The organism is Ruegeria sp. BF10 (assembly GCF_056538725.1).
Genome location: NZ_JBQFTR010000001.1, coordinates 1,225,661 through 1,240,310 on the forward strand (window position 1 = coordinate 1,225,661; position 14,650 = coordinate 1,240,310).

General features: G+C 58.2%; 12 protein-coding genes and 1 tRNA gene. 9 read left to right on the forward strand and 4 right to left on the reverse strand.

Going from position 1 to position 14,650, the window contains the following annotated elements; all coding sequences use genetic code 11:
* Nucleotides 1-40 precede the first annotated feature (40 nt).
* The 4 genes from pdxH to ACR0DJ_RS06225 all read left to right on the forward strand — a co-directional run bounded on the left by pdxH (nt 41) and on the right by ACR0DJ_RS06225 (nt 1,888).
* Nucleotides 41-646: a pyridoxamine 5'-phosphate oxidase gene (pdxH, locus tag ACR0DJ_RS06210; RefSeq protein WP_170344157.1), complete on the forward strand. Its 606-nt coding sequence runs from the start codon at nt 41-43 to the stop codon at nt 644-646.
* A gap of 142 nt (nt 647-788) precedes the next feature.
* Nucleotides 789-1,295, forward strand: coding sequence for a cold-shock protein (locus ACR0DJ_RS06215; protein ID WP_174818371.1), 507 nt, complete (start codon nt 789-791; stop codon nt 1,293-1,295).
* 5 nt (nt 1,296-1,300) lie between these two features.
* Nucleotides 1,301-1,768, forward strand: coding sequence for a DUF192 domain-containing protein (locus tag ACR0DJ_RS06220; RefSeq protein ID WP_170344159.1), 468 nt, complete (start codon nt 1,301-1,303; stop codon nt 1,766-1,768).
* 43 nt (nt 1,769-1,811) lie between these two features.
* Nucleotides 1,812-1,888 (forward strand) — tRNA-Pro (locus tag ACR0DJ_RS06225).
* A gap of 11 nt (nt 1,889-1,899) precedes the next feature.
* On the opposite strand, the gene ACR0DJ_RS06230 is transcribed toward ACR0DJ_RS06225, so the two are convergent.
* Nucleotides 1,900-2,334, reverse strand: coding sequence for a hypothetical protein (locus tag ACR0DJ_RS06230; RefSeq protein WP_257600801.1), 435 nt, complete (start codon nt 2,332-2,334; stop codon nt 1,900-1,902).
* A 542-nt stretch (nt 2,335-2,876) separates the two neighbouring features.
* Between ACR0DJ_RS06230 and ACR0DJ_RS06235 the strand changes: the two genes are divergently transcribed.
* Nucleotides 2,877-6,497, forward strand: coding sequence for a vitamin B12-dependent ribonucleotide reductase (locus tag ACR0DJ_RS06235; protein ID WP_480684232.1), 3,621 nt, complete (start codon nt 2,877-2,879; stop codon nt 6,495-6,497).
* Between the two features lie 539 nt (nt 6,498-7,036).
* Nucleotides 7,037-7,282 (forward strand): EF-hand domain-containing protein, encoded by a 246-nt coding sequence (locus tag ACR0DJ_RS06240; protein WP_117868858.1) that lies wholly within the window; start codon nt 7,037-7,039, stop codon nt 7,280-7,282.
* A 45-nt stretch (nt 7,283-7,327) separates the two neighbouring features.
* Here ACR0DJ_RS06240 and ACR0DJ_RS06245 read toward each other — a convergent pair whose 3' ends face one another.
* On the reverse strand, nt 7,328-8,872 hold the full coding sequence (locus tag ACR0DJ_RS06245; protein WP_480684234.1) for a trimethylamine methyltransferase family protein: 1,545 nt from the start codon (nt 8,870-8,872) through the stop codon (nt 7,328-7,330).
* Nucleotides 8,873-9,272: 400 nt separating this feature from the next.
* Here ACR0DJ_RS06245 and ACR0DJ_RS06250 point away from each other — a divergent pair, with 400 nt between their 5' ends.
* Nucleotides 9,273-9,803: an outer membrane protein gene (locus tag ACR0DJ_RS06250; protein WP_257600797.1), complete on the forward strand. Its 531-nt coding sequence runs from the start codon at nt 9,273-9,275 to the stop codon at nt 9,801-9,803.
* 8 nt (nt 9,804-9,811) lie between these two features.
* Here the strand turns inward: ACR0DJ_RS06250 and ACR0DJ_RS06255 are convergent, their stop codons facing one another.
* Complete coding sequence (locus ACR0DJ_RS06255) at nt 9,812-10,999, reverse strand: pyridoxal phosphate-dependent aminotransferase (RefSeq protein ID WP_425078315.1); 1,188 nt, start codon at nt 10,997-10,999, stop codon at nt 9,812-9,814.
* A 56-nt stretch (nt 11,000-11,055) separates the two neighbouring features.
* A complete protein-coding gene (locus ACR0DJ_RS06260; RefSeq protein ID WP_480684236.1) occupies nt 11,056-11,400 on the reverse strand; it encodes an MmcQ/YjbR family DNA-binding protein in 345 nt (114 codons plus the stop codon).
* Between the two features lie 218 nt (nt 11,401-11,618).
* Here ACR0DJ_RS06260 and cysS point away from each other — a divergent pair, with 218 nt between their 5' ends.
* Both cysS and cimA read left to right on the forward strand, forming a co-directional pair.
* The gene (gene cysS, locus ACR0DJ_RS06265) at nt 11,619-13,016 is read left to right on the forward strand and encodes a cysteine--tRNA ligase (RefSeq protein ID WP_480684238.1); all 1,398 of its coding nucleotides are present in this window, start codon (nt 11,619-11,621) and stop codon (nt 13,014-13,016) included.
* Nucleotides 13,016-14,650: a citramalate synthase gene (cimA, locus tag ACR0DJ_RS06270; protein ID WP_480684240.1), complete on the forward strand. Its 1,635-nt coding sequence runs from the start codon at nt 13,016-13,018 to the stop codon at nt 14,648-14,650. The genes cysS and cimA overlap by 1 nt, the downstream gene beginning before the upstream one ends.

Consider the following 14,650-nt stretch of genomic DNA (forward strand, 5'->3'; position numbering starts at 1 on the left):
TCGCCTTAGGTTCGTCGTTAATACTTTCCAGGGGATGGAAATGACCGAGCGTGATGGCATCTTTGCTGGCTCCGATCCGTTTGAAATAGCGGCCCGGTGGTTGGCTGAGGCTGAAGAAACCGAAATGAACGACCCGAACGCGATTGCGCTTGCAACCGTTGACCCGGATGGCTTGCCCAATGCACGCATGGTGTTGCTAAAGGAAATCGAAGCGGACTCGTTTGTTTTCTATACAAACTACGAAAGCGCCAAGGCCAGGGAACTGGACACCGCCGGAAAAGCTGCATTTGTGATGCATTGGAAATCTTTGCGGCGTCAACTTCGTGTTCGTGGTACAATAAGTCGTGAAAACGGGCCCCAGGCAGATGAGTATTATGCATCAAGGTCATTGAAAAGCCGGCTGGGCGCGTGGGCTTCAAAGCAGTCGCAACCGCTTTCGAGCCGGACAGCTTTGATGGCAGAAGTCGCGAAAGTGACGGCGAAACTTGGGCCAAATCCGCCGCGTCCGCCATTTTGGGGCGGGTACAGATTGACGCCCACCGAGATTGAGTTCTGGGCCGATGGAGCGTTCCGCTTGCATGATCGGTTCAGATGGCAACGAATTGAGCCGGGATCGGCATGGCATGTTGAAAGGTTGAATCCATGACGTTCACGTGTCGTGAAATGCAACAAGCAGAAAACAAACGATTTTTTCAGCTTGAATTTGCCTGCCATTCCCCTAAACAACAAACCCTTAACGAACTGTTGATATTCGCGATGGGAAAACCGTGCCAGAAGACCTGAACAACATGTACCGCGTCCGTGGACACGTAAAATGGTTCGACCCTGCCAAGGGGTATGGCTTCGTTGTGTCCGAAGAGGGCGGCCCGGATATTCTGTTGCACGTGAATGTTCTGCGCAACTACGGCCAGAGCTCGGTCGCAGACGGTGCCAGCATTGAAATCATGACACATCGCACGGACCGGGGGGTTCAGGCGGTCGAGGTCATCGCGATTGATCCGCCGGCGCGGACCGACTCGATGATGCTTGCCGATTTCGCCGAGCTGGATCCGGAGGTCATCGCAGAAGCGCCGCTGGAAGCCGCACGGGTGAAATGGTTCGACAAGGGCAAAGGTTTCGGATTTGCAAATGTCTTCGGGCGCGGCGAAGACGTATTCCTTCATATCGAGGTGTTGCGCCGTTCGGGGCTTGCCGATCTGCAACCAGGTGAAGCACTGGCCATGAGGGTGATCGACGGCAAGCGGGGTCGGATGGCCGCGCAGGTTCTGGCCTGGGAAGCGGCTTTGGACAGCTGAACCGGATGAAACGGCTTCGGATACTCTTGACCATATTCTTAACGTTGTGGGCAGGAGTTGCTGCTGCCGCATGCAGATCCGACCGTGTCACCCTCAGAAATGACAGTGCGACGGTGCAATTTGACGTGGAAATCGCCGTTACACCGCAAGAGCGATCCCGCGGTTTGATGTTTCGCGAATCGTTGCCGGCTCGATCCGGAATGCTGTTCGTGTTTGATCCGCCGCAGCCTGTTGCCTTCTGGATGAAGAACACCCTGATCCCGCTGGATATGATTTTTCTGGATCGCACCGGTTTGGTGACTCGTGTGCATGAAGGGGCGATTCCGGGTGATCTTACGGCGATTGAAGGGGGCGATTCCGTATTTGCGGTGCTGGAAATCAATGCAGGATTGTCCGCGCGCTACTCCATCGGGCCCGGGACACAGATGAAGCACGAAATTTTTTCGCAAGGACCTGCAATTTGGCCCTGTTAGGGCTTTTCAAATCAGAACGGCATCGTTAGGAAGGCGCACGGTCCGGGGCGTGGCGCAGTCTGGTAGCGCACCTGTTTTGGGTACAGGGGGTCGTAGGTTCGAATCCTGCCGCCCCGACCATTTCCATCAAGCTAATTCGGCGAGCCACCCATTGACTGGTAGAGCTCGCTGATGGCTTGGTTCAGAAGCTTGCTTTCAACCGGAACTTCGACGGCCGCACCGGATTTTTGCGGGACGTGGAAGAAAACACGCGCGTCCACGCGATACCCTGCGCTTGTCTTCGTCGACGTCAGGCGCATGACGCTTTGGGGCAGGTCCTGCGGATGACCGTCATAGTTCAGAATCAAATAAGCTGTGGCCTTTGGGGGCAGGAACTCACTGCATTCAAAGATTTGGTTCCCGGTTTTCCTGAAAGACTCGCCTGGGCCCGAGCAGCTGGTCTCGAACGTATCGAACAGTCGTTGAGGGAAGGAGTCGAACTGTGCGCTGCGTGACGGGATGGGCACATCCTGTGGTGCGCACGCCACGATGAAGGCTGTGGCCGGGACAAAAGGAAACAACTTCATTCGCTTGAGCTCCCTCGCTCGTCGGTAGACCGTTCGGCACACGGTGCGGGACAGTTTGTCTGGGCGGTATTGATTCCCCTTCAGGGTAACCAGCATGTCATTGGTTGATCAAATACCGATAACTATGCTGGTAAAAACGGGAATTCATTTTGAGAATTCAAAACATCGGCGGAAATACGCCGTGGATGAAGCTGTGGAGGAATCGCGACCTGCGCGCAGAAGGCTTTACGCAACCGTCAGGTCAACAAAAAAGATTTGGAAAATGACCGAAAAAGGGCGTTGACCTTCTATGGGAACATACGTCAAATTGTATGGGCCAACGAGATTGCCACAATATCTGGTGTATAATCCGGAAAAGGCAGCGGGCGAGGGTCGGAAAAGCACTATCGTTTTACGTGCGGTCGCATTTGCGGCTTTGCGCTGTCTCAGACAGCGAACAGTACCTTTTTGCGTGCGTCTCAGGGCGTTGTGGGCGACACCCCGCAACACAAGATTTGGTGTCGGGAATCGGAAATTGAGCTGTATTAACCAGGGCTGCGGACATGAAGATTGAAAGAAAATTCACCAAACCGGATCAGGACGCTTATGCGGAACTGAATTTTGTGTCTGCAACGTCTGAAATCAGAAATCCGGACGGCACAATCGTTTTTCGTCTGGATGACATCGAAGTCCCCTCCAGCTGGTCGCAGGTCGCAAGTGATGTGATTGCGCAGAAATACTTTCGCAAGGCGGGCGTGCCCACCAAGCTCAAGAAAGTGAAGGAAAAAGATGTTCCCGAGTTTCTGTGGCGCTCGGTTCCCGCAGAAGGCGCCGAGTTCGTGGGAGAAACATCGTCGAAGCAAGTGTTCGACCGTCTGGCCGGAGCCTGGGCCTATTGGGGCTGGAAGGGCGGCTATTTCTCGACCGAGGAAGATGCGCGCGCCTATTTCGACGAGATGCGCTTTATGTTGGCGACCCAGCGCGCGGCGCCGAACTCACCGCAGTGGTTCAACACGGGCCTGCACTGGGCTTATGGAATCGATGGCCCGGCACAGGGGCACCATTATGTCGATTACAAGACCGGCAAGCTGACCAAATCCAAATCGGCCTACGAACATCCGCAGCCGCACGCGTGCTTCATCCAGTCGGTCGATGATGATCTGGTGAACGAAGGCGGCATCATGGATCTGTGGGTGCGCGAGGCGCGCCTGTTCAAATACGGCTCGGGAACCGGGACCAATTTCAGCCATCTGCGCGCAGAGGGCGAGGCGCTGTCGGGCGGCGGCAAGTCCTCGGGCCTCATGGGCTTTCTCAAGATCGGCGACCGCGCCGCCGGCGCGATCAAATCAGGCGGAACGACCCGTCGGGCAGCAAAGATGGTCATCGTCGATGCGGATCACCCGGACATCGAGCAATTCATCCAATGGAAGGTGATCGAAGAACAGAAGGTGGCCTCGATCGTTGCCGGATCGAAGATGCACGAGAAGATGCTGAACGGCATTTTCGAGGCCATCCGATCTTGGGATGGATCTGCCGATGACGCCTATGATCCGAACAAGAACGACGCGCTGAAGAAGGCGGTTCGTGAAGCGAAAAAGGTCGCGATCCCAGAAACTTACATCAAGCGCGTCTTGGATTATGCCAAGCAGGGCCACGACAGCATCGAGTTCCCGACCTATGATACAGACTGGGATTCAGAGGCGTACAGCTCGGTTTCGGGCCAGAACTCGAACAACTCGATCCGCGTGACCAATGCGTTCCTCAAGGCGGTTGAAAAGGATGCCGATTGGGAGTTGATCAACCGCACCGACGGCAAGGTGGCCAAGGTGGTCAAGGCGCGTGATCTGTGGGAAAAGGTCGGTCATGCGGCATGGGCCTGCGCCGATCCGGGCATCCAGTTCCATGATACGGTCAACGAGTGGCACACATGCCCCGAAGATGGCGAGATCCGCGGCTCGAACCCGTGCTCGGAATACATGTTCCTGGATGACACGGCCTGTAACCTGGCCTCGATGAACCTGCTGACCTTCCTCAAGGATGGTGAGTTCCAGGCGGCGGATTACATGCATGCCTCGCGCCTGTGGACCCTGACGCTGGAAATCTCGGTAACGATGGCGCAATTCCCATCGAAGGAAATCGCGCAGTTGTCCTATGACTTCCGCACCCTGGGACTGGGTTATGCCAATATCGGCGGTCTGCTGATGAACATGGGATACAGCTATGACTCGGACGAAGGCCGGGCGATCTGTGGCGCGCTGACCGCGATCATGACCGGCGTGGCCTATGCGACATCGGCTGAGATTGCCGGAGAGCTTGGCCCGTTCAAAGGCTATGAACGCAACGCCGAGCATATGCTGCGCGTCATCCGCAACCACCGCCGTGCGGCGCAGGGCGTGACTGACGGCTACGAGAAACTGGCGGTCAAGCCGGTGCCGCTGGATCACGGCAACTGCCCGGACAAGCGTCTGGTCGATCTGGCCATGTCGGCCTGGGATGAGGCGCTGAGCCTTGGTGAGAAAAACGGCTATCGCAACGCGCAGGCCACCGTGATCGCGCCAACCGGCACCATCGGTCTGGTGATGGATTGCGACACCACCGGGATCGAGCCTGACTTTGCGCTGGTAAAGTTCAAGAAGCTGGCCGGTGGCGGTTACTTCAAGATCATCAACCGCTCGGTGCCATCGGCGCTGGAAAAGCTGGGCTATTCCTCGTCGCAGATCGAAGAGATCGTGTCCTATGCCGTTGGTCACGGCACCATCGGCAACGCGCCGGGGATCAACCACACCTCGCTGACCGGTCACGGCTTTGGCCCGAATGAACTGGCAAAGGTGGACGCGGCGCTGGAAAGCGCCTTCGATATCCGGTTCGTCTTCAACCAGTGGACGCTGGGCGAGGATTTCTGCACCGGCGTTCTTGGCATCCCGGCGACCAAGCTGAATGACCCGACATTCGACCTGCTGCGCCATCTGGGCTTTACCAAGGCGGATATCGACGCGGCCAACGATCACGTCTGTGGAACCATGACACTGGAAGGTGCGCCGCATCTGAACGAAGAGCATTATTCGATCTTTGATTGCGCCAACCCGTGCGGAAAAAAAGGCAAGCGTTTCCTTGGTGTTGACAGTCATATCACCATGATGGCGGCGGCACAGAGCTTCATTTCGGGTGCGATCTCGAAGACGATCAACATGCCGAATGACGCGACCATCGAAGACTGTCAGAAAGCCTATGAACTCAGCTGGTCGCTGGGTGTGAAGGCCAACGCGCTTTATCGTGACGGCTCGAAACTGTCGCAGCCGCTGGCAGCTGCACTGGTCGAGGATGACGACGAGGCGGCAGAGGTGCTGGAAAGCGGATCGGCGCAGGAAAAGGCCGTCGTTCTGGCCGAGAAGGTGATCGAGAAGGTTGTGGTCAAAGAGATCATCCGCAGCCATCGCGAGAAACTGCCGCATCGCCGCAAGGGCTATACCCAGAAGGCAATCGTCGGTGGCCACAAGGTGTATCTGCGCACAGGTGAGTTCGAAGACGGCCAGTTGGGCGAGATTTTCATCGACATGCACAAGGAAGGCGCTGGCTTCCGGGCGATGATGAACAACTTTGCCATCGCCGTGTCGGTTGGTCTGCAATACGGCGTGCCGCTGGAAGAATTCGTGGACGCCTTCACCTTCACCAAGTTCGAACCCGCGGGGATGGTGCAGGGCAACGACTCGATCAAGAACGCGACGTCGATCCTGGATTACATCTTCCGCGAATTGGCCGTGTCTTATCTGGATCGTACCGATCTGGCCCATGTGAAACCCGAAGGCGCAACCTTCGATGATCTGGGCCGGGGCGAAGACGAGGGTGTCTCGAACGTTTCGGAAATCAGCGAAACAGCCGCGTCCAGGTCGTTGGAAGTGCTGAAACAAATCAGCTCCACCGGTTATCTGCGCAAGCGCTTGCCGCAAGATCTGGCGGTGTTCAACGCCGGTCAGGTCGAGGTGAACGGCATGGCTGAACCGGCAGCTTCCTTCGAAGCACCGGCAGCCGAAACGGCGGTGGCCACCGGCATGGACGCCCGCACGAAGGCCAAGATGCAGGGGTACGAGGGCGATCCCTGCGGCGAATGCGGAAACTACACGCTGGTGCGCAACGGCACCTGCATGAAATGCAACACCTGCGGTGCGACAAGCGGGTGTAGCTAAGGAAAGCGCCCCGGCACCCCGGGGCGTAGGGGTCGGACGCTGCCCTAGGTAACCGACCCCGACGAATACGAAGAAAGGACACAAGACTTACCGGATGTCCTTTCTTCACTCGGCCGACATGCCCGTGTTGGCCGGGAACAGGGTGGGGCGGAATATTTGCTCCCTCCCACTCTTTCACGGAACGGGTGCGCTCGTTCCATGCGACGTCCAGGCCGCAGGCAAAAAAACACCGGGCGGTCAACGAAATGAGCCTGGATGGCGAAACTGACAGGGGGCTTCGGCCCCCTTTCTTTTTTCGCGTGGTTTATCGGATAAGCGCAGTCTTGCCGGATCAGACAATGCCTTTCGGGCATGTCCCGCCGAAATGGGTCTGGCAAGGTTTTGCCCGGCGGCGCTTCGCGACTCCGACTCGGTCAAACACGCAAGGAATGGCGCGATTTCCTCCCGATCGCGCAAAACGGGTGACGCCTGCGGCTGTTGCGGTGTTTCTGGGGCCTGTCCGGACGAAGACATAATCAACCTATCCAGGAGGCACCAAAATGAAACCGCAGTACTTGATTGGGATTTCCATCGCTGCTCTGACCCTGCCGGGAGTGCTCTCGGCGCAGTCCTCAACCGATGCCAATGGCGATGGCGTTCTGACCATCGAAGAAATCCAGGCCGTGTTGCCCGACGTCGACGCCGACACTTTCTCGGCGATGGACGCAAACGGCGACGGGGCGCTGGATGCTGATGAAGTGGCCGTTGCGCAAGAGGCAGGTTTGCTTCCACCCAGCAACGGGTAAACAAGAAAGGGCGGCCCGACACTCATCGGGCCGCTTTTTCAGATGCTATAACGGCAAGTGAATGTTGAATTTTTCCCGAATTTCAGCATCCAGAAGCGGGTCGAACCGGGCCGCCGACGGGGTGGACAGGATTTCATTCTTTCGGGCCACTGCCTTTTCAACCAGATCCGGTTTGCCAACCTCCACCCACTCCTTGGGGGACGAGCGGTCACCAAAGGTCGGATAGACATAGTCGGCCTGCATCCGGCTGAGGGTCGCATCGGTGCCCAGATAATGACCGGGGCCGCCCATGCATACGGATGCGATCTGATCCAATGCCAGGGTTTCATCGGTCACTTCGATCCCGCGCACACAGCGCAGTGCCTGACCGATCAGGTCGTCGCTGAGAATGAGGCTTTCAAAGCAGAAACCCAGCAGCGAGGCGTGCATGCCAGCGGCTTCATAAACCATGTTCAACCCGGACAGCCCCGCCATCACGTTCGAGCACATCTGTTCCCACCCGGCCTGCATGTCGGGCAGCTTCGAATCTGATGCACCGGCCGCCGCACCCCCAGGCAAGTCGTAGAAACGGTGCATCTGGGCGCAGCCTGCCGTCAGCAGGGCTTGTTCTCCGGAACCGATGGACATTGCGCCGGTCCGCAGATCAAGACCAAAGGGCCAGGTGCCGAAAACTGCGGGTGCGCCGGGGCTTACGGCGTTTACATAAACCAATCCCGCAAGGCATTCCGCCGTGGCTTGGGTGATTGCTCCGGCGATTGTCGATGGCGCGGTGGCACCGGCCATACCGGCTGACAGCAACAGCACCGGCATCCCGGCCTTGATGCACTCCTCCATCACTTCGCAGCTTTCAGTGGCGAATTTCATCGGAGGGACGACGAAGCAGTTCGAGTTCGACACGAAAGGTCGCTCGCGATATTTGTCCTCGCCGCCCGCGATCATGTAGATCATCTCCATCGCGGGGGCGACGTGGCTGGGTTCCGTGAAGGACGTGCCGATATGTTTGAACGTTCCCGAACAACTTGCGTAGATCGTGTTCAGGTCCATTTCCAGGTTGTCGGCGATATCGCGACAGACCATGGGGCGTTGAACAAAGTGAATATTGTCAAGCTGTTGGCAGATGCGTGCGGCATCGTGCAAATCCTGAACGGTTGAATCACGATACTCGCGACCATGCACGTCGACCATGGAAACGGCGGCACCAGCCGTGCCGTAATGTACTTTTGTACCGGTCAGGTCCAGATCGGTTTTTCCATCGCGGCTGTACAATGTGACCTTGCGGTTCGCTTTTGCGATCGTGTCTTCGACAAGGGCACGGGGAAAGCGGATGCGGCCATCGTCGCCCAGTATGCAGCCTGCACCGACCAGATAGTCGATCCCGCTTTGCGGCGCGTCCGCCAGACCAATAGTTTCCAATGCGGTCAGGGCGGCCTCGTGGATACGTTCGATCTGTGCCTGGGTCAGGACATTCAGGACACCGCCTTCCATACCAGGGCGCACGGGGCGCAGATGTTCAGGCAATGCGGTTGCACGGGCAGCGCGACGCGCAGCGCGACCGCCGCTGCGCGATGTGTTGCGGGATTGGTCGTTCATTTCTTTTTCCGATCTGTGAGAGATGTTTGGGGAACTGGCAAATGGCCGCTTACGGCCGCCCTCTCGCTGCACGCCCCCGGTCCGCACCAATGGTGCGGCTGATCAGGCTGATTTTCCAGTCGTGGTCAGTCATTCCGCCTCTCAACGTTTGGCGCAAGAGTTCCAAAACACGGCGACGCAATCTGTTCTGTTTGCGACCTCAACGGAATTAACTTCAGCAAATATCTGCCCAACGGTCCACTGACGGAATTCTGAGGCAGATTTTCTCCCGCGGTGACAGAAATCTGTTATACTGCATTCACTTACTCTTGAGCTTTGCGTGCAAGGAATTGAACTCTGACAAAAGCGATCCCAGTTGAATTCAAAGCTAGACATGATCTGAATCCCGAGTGAAATCGCGTTGAAACAGACTTTTGAACTTTTTTCTGTCCTGATTGTCGTGGCTCTGACGGCCAGCGCCAGCCCGGTTATGGCAGAGGATTGGACAGGAGGTTACGTTGGGCTCAGCTTTGGGTACGCGGATGCGGATGGACCGGGTGGATCAAGCGGGGACGACACCGCCTTTGGTGCGCATGTAGGCTATGACCAGGATTTCGGGGCTTTCGTTCTGGGCGGTGAACTTGAATACAACCGCCTGTCCCTGAACCTCAGCCAATCTCAGGGAAGCTTGGACAGCATGACGCGTTTGAAACTGCGTGGCGGGTACGATTTCGGCAGTGCGCTGGGGTATGTCGTCGTTGGCGCGGCACGGGCCGAAACATCCGTCGACAGCGATACCGCCGCCGTTTACGGAATCGGCATCGCTTATCCGATTGGCGAGAATTTTGTCATCAGCGGTGAAGCGCTGCGGCAAGACTTCGATGATGTGACCCGATCCACCGGTGGTCTGGAATCCAACGTCTTCAACCTGCGTACAACGTTCCGTTTCTGACAACAGGCTTATTCAGCTGCGTGCTTCCTCGCAAGTTGCGACGCGAATTTGCACAGCGTTTTCAGCGCATCCGCAAAGCGTTCATCCGCCACGGTCATGGCCACCCGTACGTGCCCGGCAGCGGCCTTGCCGAAGCTTTCGCCGGGCATGACGGCAATTCTGTGTGCGTCCAGCAGCGCGTTGGCAAACGCGTCCCCCGACAACCCGGTCGCGCGGATATCCAGCATCAGATACATGGCACCCTGCGCGGGGACGAGGCCTACGGTGTTTTGCGAGGCCAGAATATCCATTGCCAGGGCACGCCGGCGGCGGAACGGGGCGGCGATTTTTTCTTCCAGTTCAACACCCGCGGTCAGCGCAAAGCTGGAGGCGTCCTGTACGAACCCGGGAACGCCGTAGGTGGTGTGGGTCGCCAGATTGATCAGATGGGCGATGACATCCTCGGGGCCGACGACCCATCCACACCGAGACCCGGTCATGGCATGGGACTTGGACATGGATCCAACCACAAGCGTTCGCTCTGCCATGTCGGGCAGCGCACGCGGCGAAATGTGCTCGCCGTCCCAGACCTGGGTGTCGTATACCTCATCCGAAATCAGCCAAAGATCGCGCCGTTTGCACACGTCAGCGACCGCCTCGAGCGATTGACGGGAATAGACCACGCCGGTCGGATTGTTCGGCGTGTTGATCAACAACGAAACCGCGCCTTCAGCGGCGGCATCGATCCGCTCGGCTTTGGGCTGGAAAGCGCCTTCAGCGGTGGTTTGAACCGCGCGGGCCACGGCGCCAACGCCCCGAATCGTGCCGGGATAGGTGGCGTAGTAGGGGTCGAGATACAATCCGACATCACCGGGATCGCACACGGCCATATGTGCCGCGAACAGGGCGGCTTGCCCGCCGGGGGTGATCAGAACGTTGTTCCGAGAGGTCGGAACGCCAGTGCGGGTCTGAACCCGAGCGGCGACCGTGTCGCGCAGCAGGTCCGTGCCGGGCACCATCGCGTAACCTGTGTGGCCGTTGCGGGCCGACAGCTCCATCGCCTGAAGAATCGAAGGGTCGGTTCGGGTGTCATGTTCACCGATCGTCAGTTCTATTACGGCTTGTCCTTCGCTCTGCATCCGGCGGGCGCGATAAAACACGTCCCAGCCATCGCTGCCGCCGCCGGTGATCTGCGTGATGCGTTCAGACAGTTTCATCCCATCGCCCCTGCTTGCCTTGCGCTGAATGGGGCAGAGCAGTGGCCGTTTGTCAATCAGCTTCGCGGTGGCAGCTTCGCCTGAAGCTTTTTAGTCAACGAAGCGCGAACGAGATCATAGGAAACCGTCAAACGATGGCGCAGCTCCTCGGTCTCGGCATCAAACGGCAGGCGGACCCAGCTGCGGTGAAAATAGGGGGCTTTCACCGCGACACCGGCATCAATCAGCATCTGAGCCGTTTCCACGTCGGGTGTTTTGACCGACACGCCGTCATTTGCAGTTCCGATACAGGCAAACATCTTGCCGCCAACCTTCCACGCGTCATGACCGCCGCCCCACGGGTCTGACAGCTCGGCTCCGGGAAATTCCTTGCAGATGGAATTGATGAAGTCTCGATCCATGACTGGCACTCTGCCGGACCGGGTGAGCAAACTCAACGCTTGGCTTGGCGGGGTTCCCGTGCTAACCGAGAGGCATGAACCCGGTGACCTGCATCATTATCTGCTGCATTACCTGCTGATTTATCAAGCGGGCCGGTTTCTTTCGTTTTCATCCCTGAGACAAGTTGCTAAGCCCGCGCCAACGCGCAAGCCTTTGCTGTTTTCTAGGAGCCCGACCGATGACGACGATCAAGCTGCACAACACGCGGACGCGGACGAAGGAAGATTTCGTACCGATCGACCCTGATAACGTGCGGATGTATGTCTGTGGTCCGACGGTCTATGACCGCGCGCATCTGGGCAACGCACGGCCGGTGGTGGTGTTCGATGTGCTGTATCGTCTGTTGCGCCATGTCTATGGCGCAGAGCACGTGACCTATGTGCGCAACTTCACCGACGTAGACGACAAGATCAACGCCACGGCGCTGGCCCGCAAACAGGCGGGTGCGGAAGGTACGCTGGAACAATTGGTGCAGGAACGGTCGGATGAAACCATCGGCTGGTATCTTCATGATATGGGTGCTTTGGGCACGTTGGAGCCCAACGAGATGCCGCGTGCGACTCAGTATATTGCTCAGATGATCGCAATGATCGAGGATCTGATCGCCAAGGGCCATGCCTATTCCGCCGAAGGCCATGTTCTGTTTGCGGTGGACAGCTGGAAACAGAGCTACGGCAAGCTGTCGAGGCGCTCGGTCGATGACATGATCGCGGGCGCGAGGGTCGAGGTGGCGCCCTACAAGAAGAACCCGATGGATTTCGTCTTGTGGAAGCCTTCAACCGATGAACTGCCGGGCTGGGACAGCCCATGGGGGCGGGGACGTCCGGGCTGGCACATCGAATGCTCGGCTATGAGCTATGAATTGCTGGGTGAGAGTTTTGATATCCACGGTGGCGGCAACGACCTGATGTTCCCGCACCACGAGAACGAGATTGCCCAGAGCAAATGCGCGCACCCGCAGGGTGAATTCGCGCGGGTCTGGCTGCATAACGAGATGTTGCAGGTCGAAGGCAAGAAGATGTCCAAATCGCTGGGCAATTTCTTTACCGTGCATGATCTGCTGGAACAGGGCGTTCCGGGCGAAGTGATCCGCTTTGTCTTCTTGCAGACGCATTATCGCAAGCCGATGGACTGGACCGAGAAGAAGGCCCGTGAGGCAGAGGCGACGCTGCGCAAGTGGCGGGCGCTGACAGCGGGCATCGAGCCCGCCGCCAGCGCGGCACCTGAGGTGATCGCGGCGCTGAGCGACGACCTGAACACGGCAGGTGCCATGGCCGAGCTTTACCGCCTGGCGTCAGATGGAGACGCTGCGGGATTGCTGGCAAGCGCGCAACTGCTGGGTTTGCTGCTGCCCCAGATGGGAGGGTGGGCGGACACCGCGTCCATAGACCTGAGCGCCCATGCAGATCGCTTGGCGAAGGCGCGCGTAGCTGCAATGCAAAACAAGGATTTCTCGGAGGTCGATCGACTCAAGGCTGCGTATGTAGCGGCAGGGCTTGAGGTTCGAATGAGCAAGGAAGGTGTCGAACTGGTGCCGGGCGCGGGCTTTGATGCCGCCAAGCTGGAGGAGGTTTGATGACCAGGGAACGCCTCTACCTCTATGACACCACCCTGCGTGACGGGCAGCAAACCCAGGGCGTGCAGTTCTCGACCGCTGAAAAGGTGCAGATCGCACAGGCGCTGGACGCATTGGGGGTGGATTACATCGAAGGCGGTTGGCCCGGCGCCAACCCCACCGACAGCGCGTTCTTTGACGCCGCCCCAAAGACCACGGCCCGGTTGACGGCCTTTGGCATGACCAAGCGGGCGGGGCGCTCGGCCGAGAATGACGATGTGCTGGCTGCGGTGATGAATGCGGGAACGCAGGCCGTTTGTCTGGTTGGCAAGTCTCATGATTATCACGTGACCGATGCGCTTGGTATTTCGCTTGAAGAGAACACGGAAAACGTTCGTGCTTCGGTGGCACATATCGTTGCGCAAGGGCGCGAGGCGCTGTTCGATGCGGAACATTTCTTTGACGGGTACAAGGACAACCCGGAATACGCGACCGAAGTTTGCCGTGCGGCACTGGAGGCGGGTGCGAGATGGGTTGTGCTATGCGATACCAACGGTGGCGCGTTGCCGTCCGAGGTCGGGCGGATCGTGTCCGAAGTGATCGCGGCAGGCCTGCCGGGTGAACGGTTGGGTATCCACACCCATAACGACACCGAGAACGCAGTGGCTTGTTCTCTGGCGGCTGTCGAAGCAGGTGCGCGGCAAATTCAGGGAACGCTGAATGGTCTGGGTGAACGTTGTGGCAACGCAAACCTGACGGCGCTGATCCCGACATTGCTGCTGAAAGAACCCTACGCCTCGCAGTTTGCAACAGGCGTCAGCCTTGATGCGTTGGCCGGGCTGACCCGAACCAGCCGCATGTTGGATGATGTTCTGAACCGGGTGCCCAGCAAGCAGGCGGCTTATGTAGGCGCATCGGCCTTCGCGCATAAGGCTGGTTTGCACGCCAGCGCGATCCTCAAGGACCCGTCGACTTATGAACACGTGGACCCGGCGAGCGTTGGCAATGAACGCATCATTCCGATGTCGAACCAGGCTGGCCAGTCGAACCTGCGCAAACGTCTGACCGAAGCAGGGCTGAGCGTTGAATCCGGCGATCCCGCATTGGGCCGCATCCTTGAACGGATCAAGCTCCGTGAAGCTGAAGGGTATTCCTATGACACCGCACAGGCCAGTTTCGAACTGTTGGCGCGGGATGAACTGGGGCAACTGCCAGAATTCTTCGAGGTCAAGCGCTACAAGGTCACTGTTGAGCGTCGGAAGAACAAATACAACAAGATGGTCAGCCTGTCCGAGGCTGTCGTCGTGGTGAAAGTGGACGGTGAAAAGAAACTGTCGGTCAGCGAATCCATGGACGAGTCCGGCAACGACAGGGGGCCTGTGAACGCGCTGGCCAAAGCGTTGGCGAAGGATCTGGGTCAATACTCGCAGGTCCTGTCAGACATGCGCCTTGTCGATTTCAAGGTCCGTATCACCCAGGGCGGGACCGAGGCGGTGACCCGCGTCATCATCGACAGCGAAGACGGTCAGGGGCGGCGCTGGTCGACCGTTGGCGTGAGCGCGAACATAGTTGATGCGTCCTTTGAGGCGCTGCTGGATGCGATCCAGTGGAAACTGGTCCGTGATTGTGATCCGCAAAAGGCAGCGGCCGAGTGA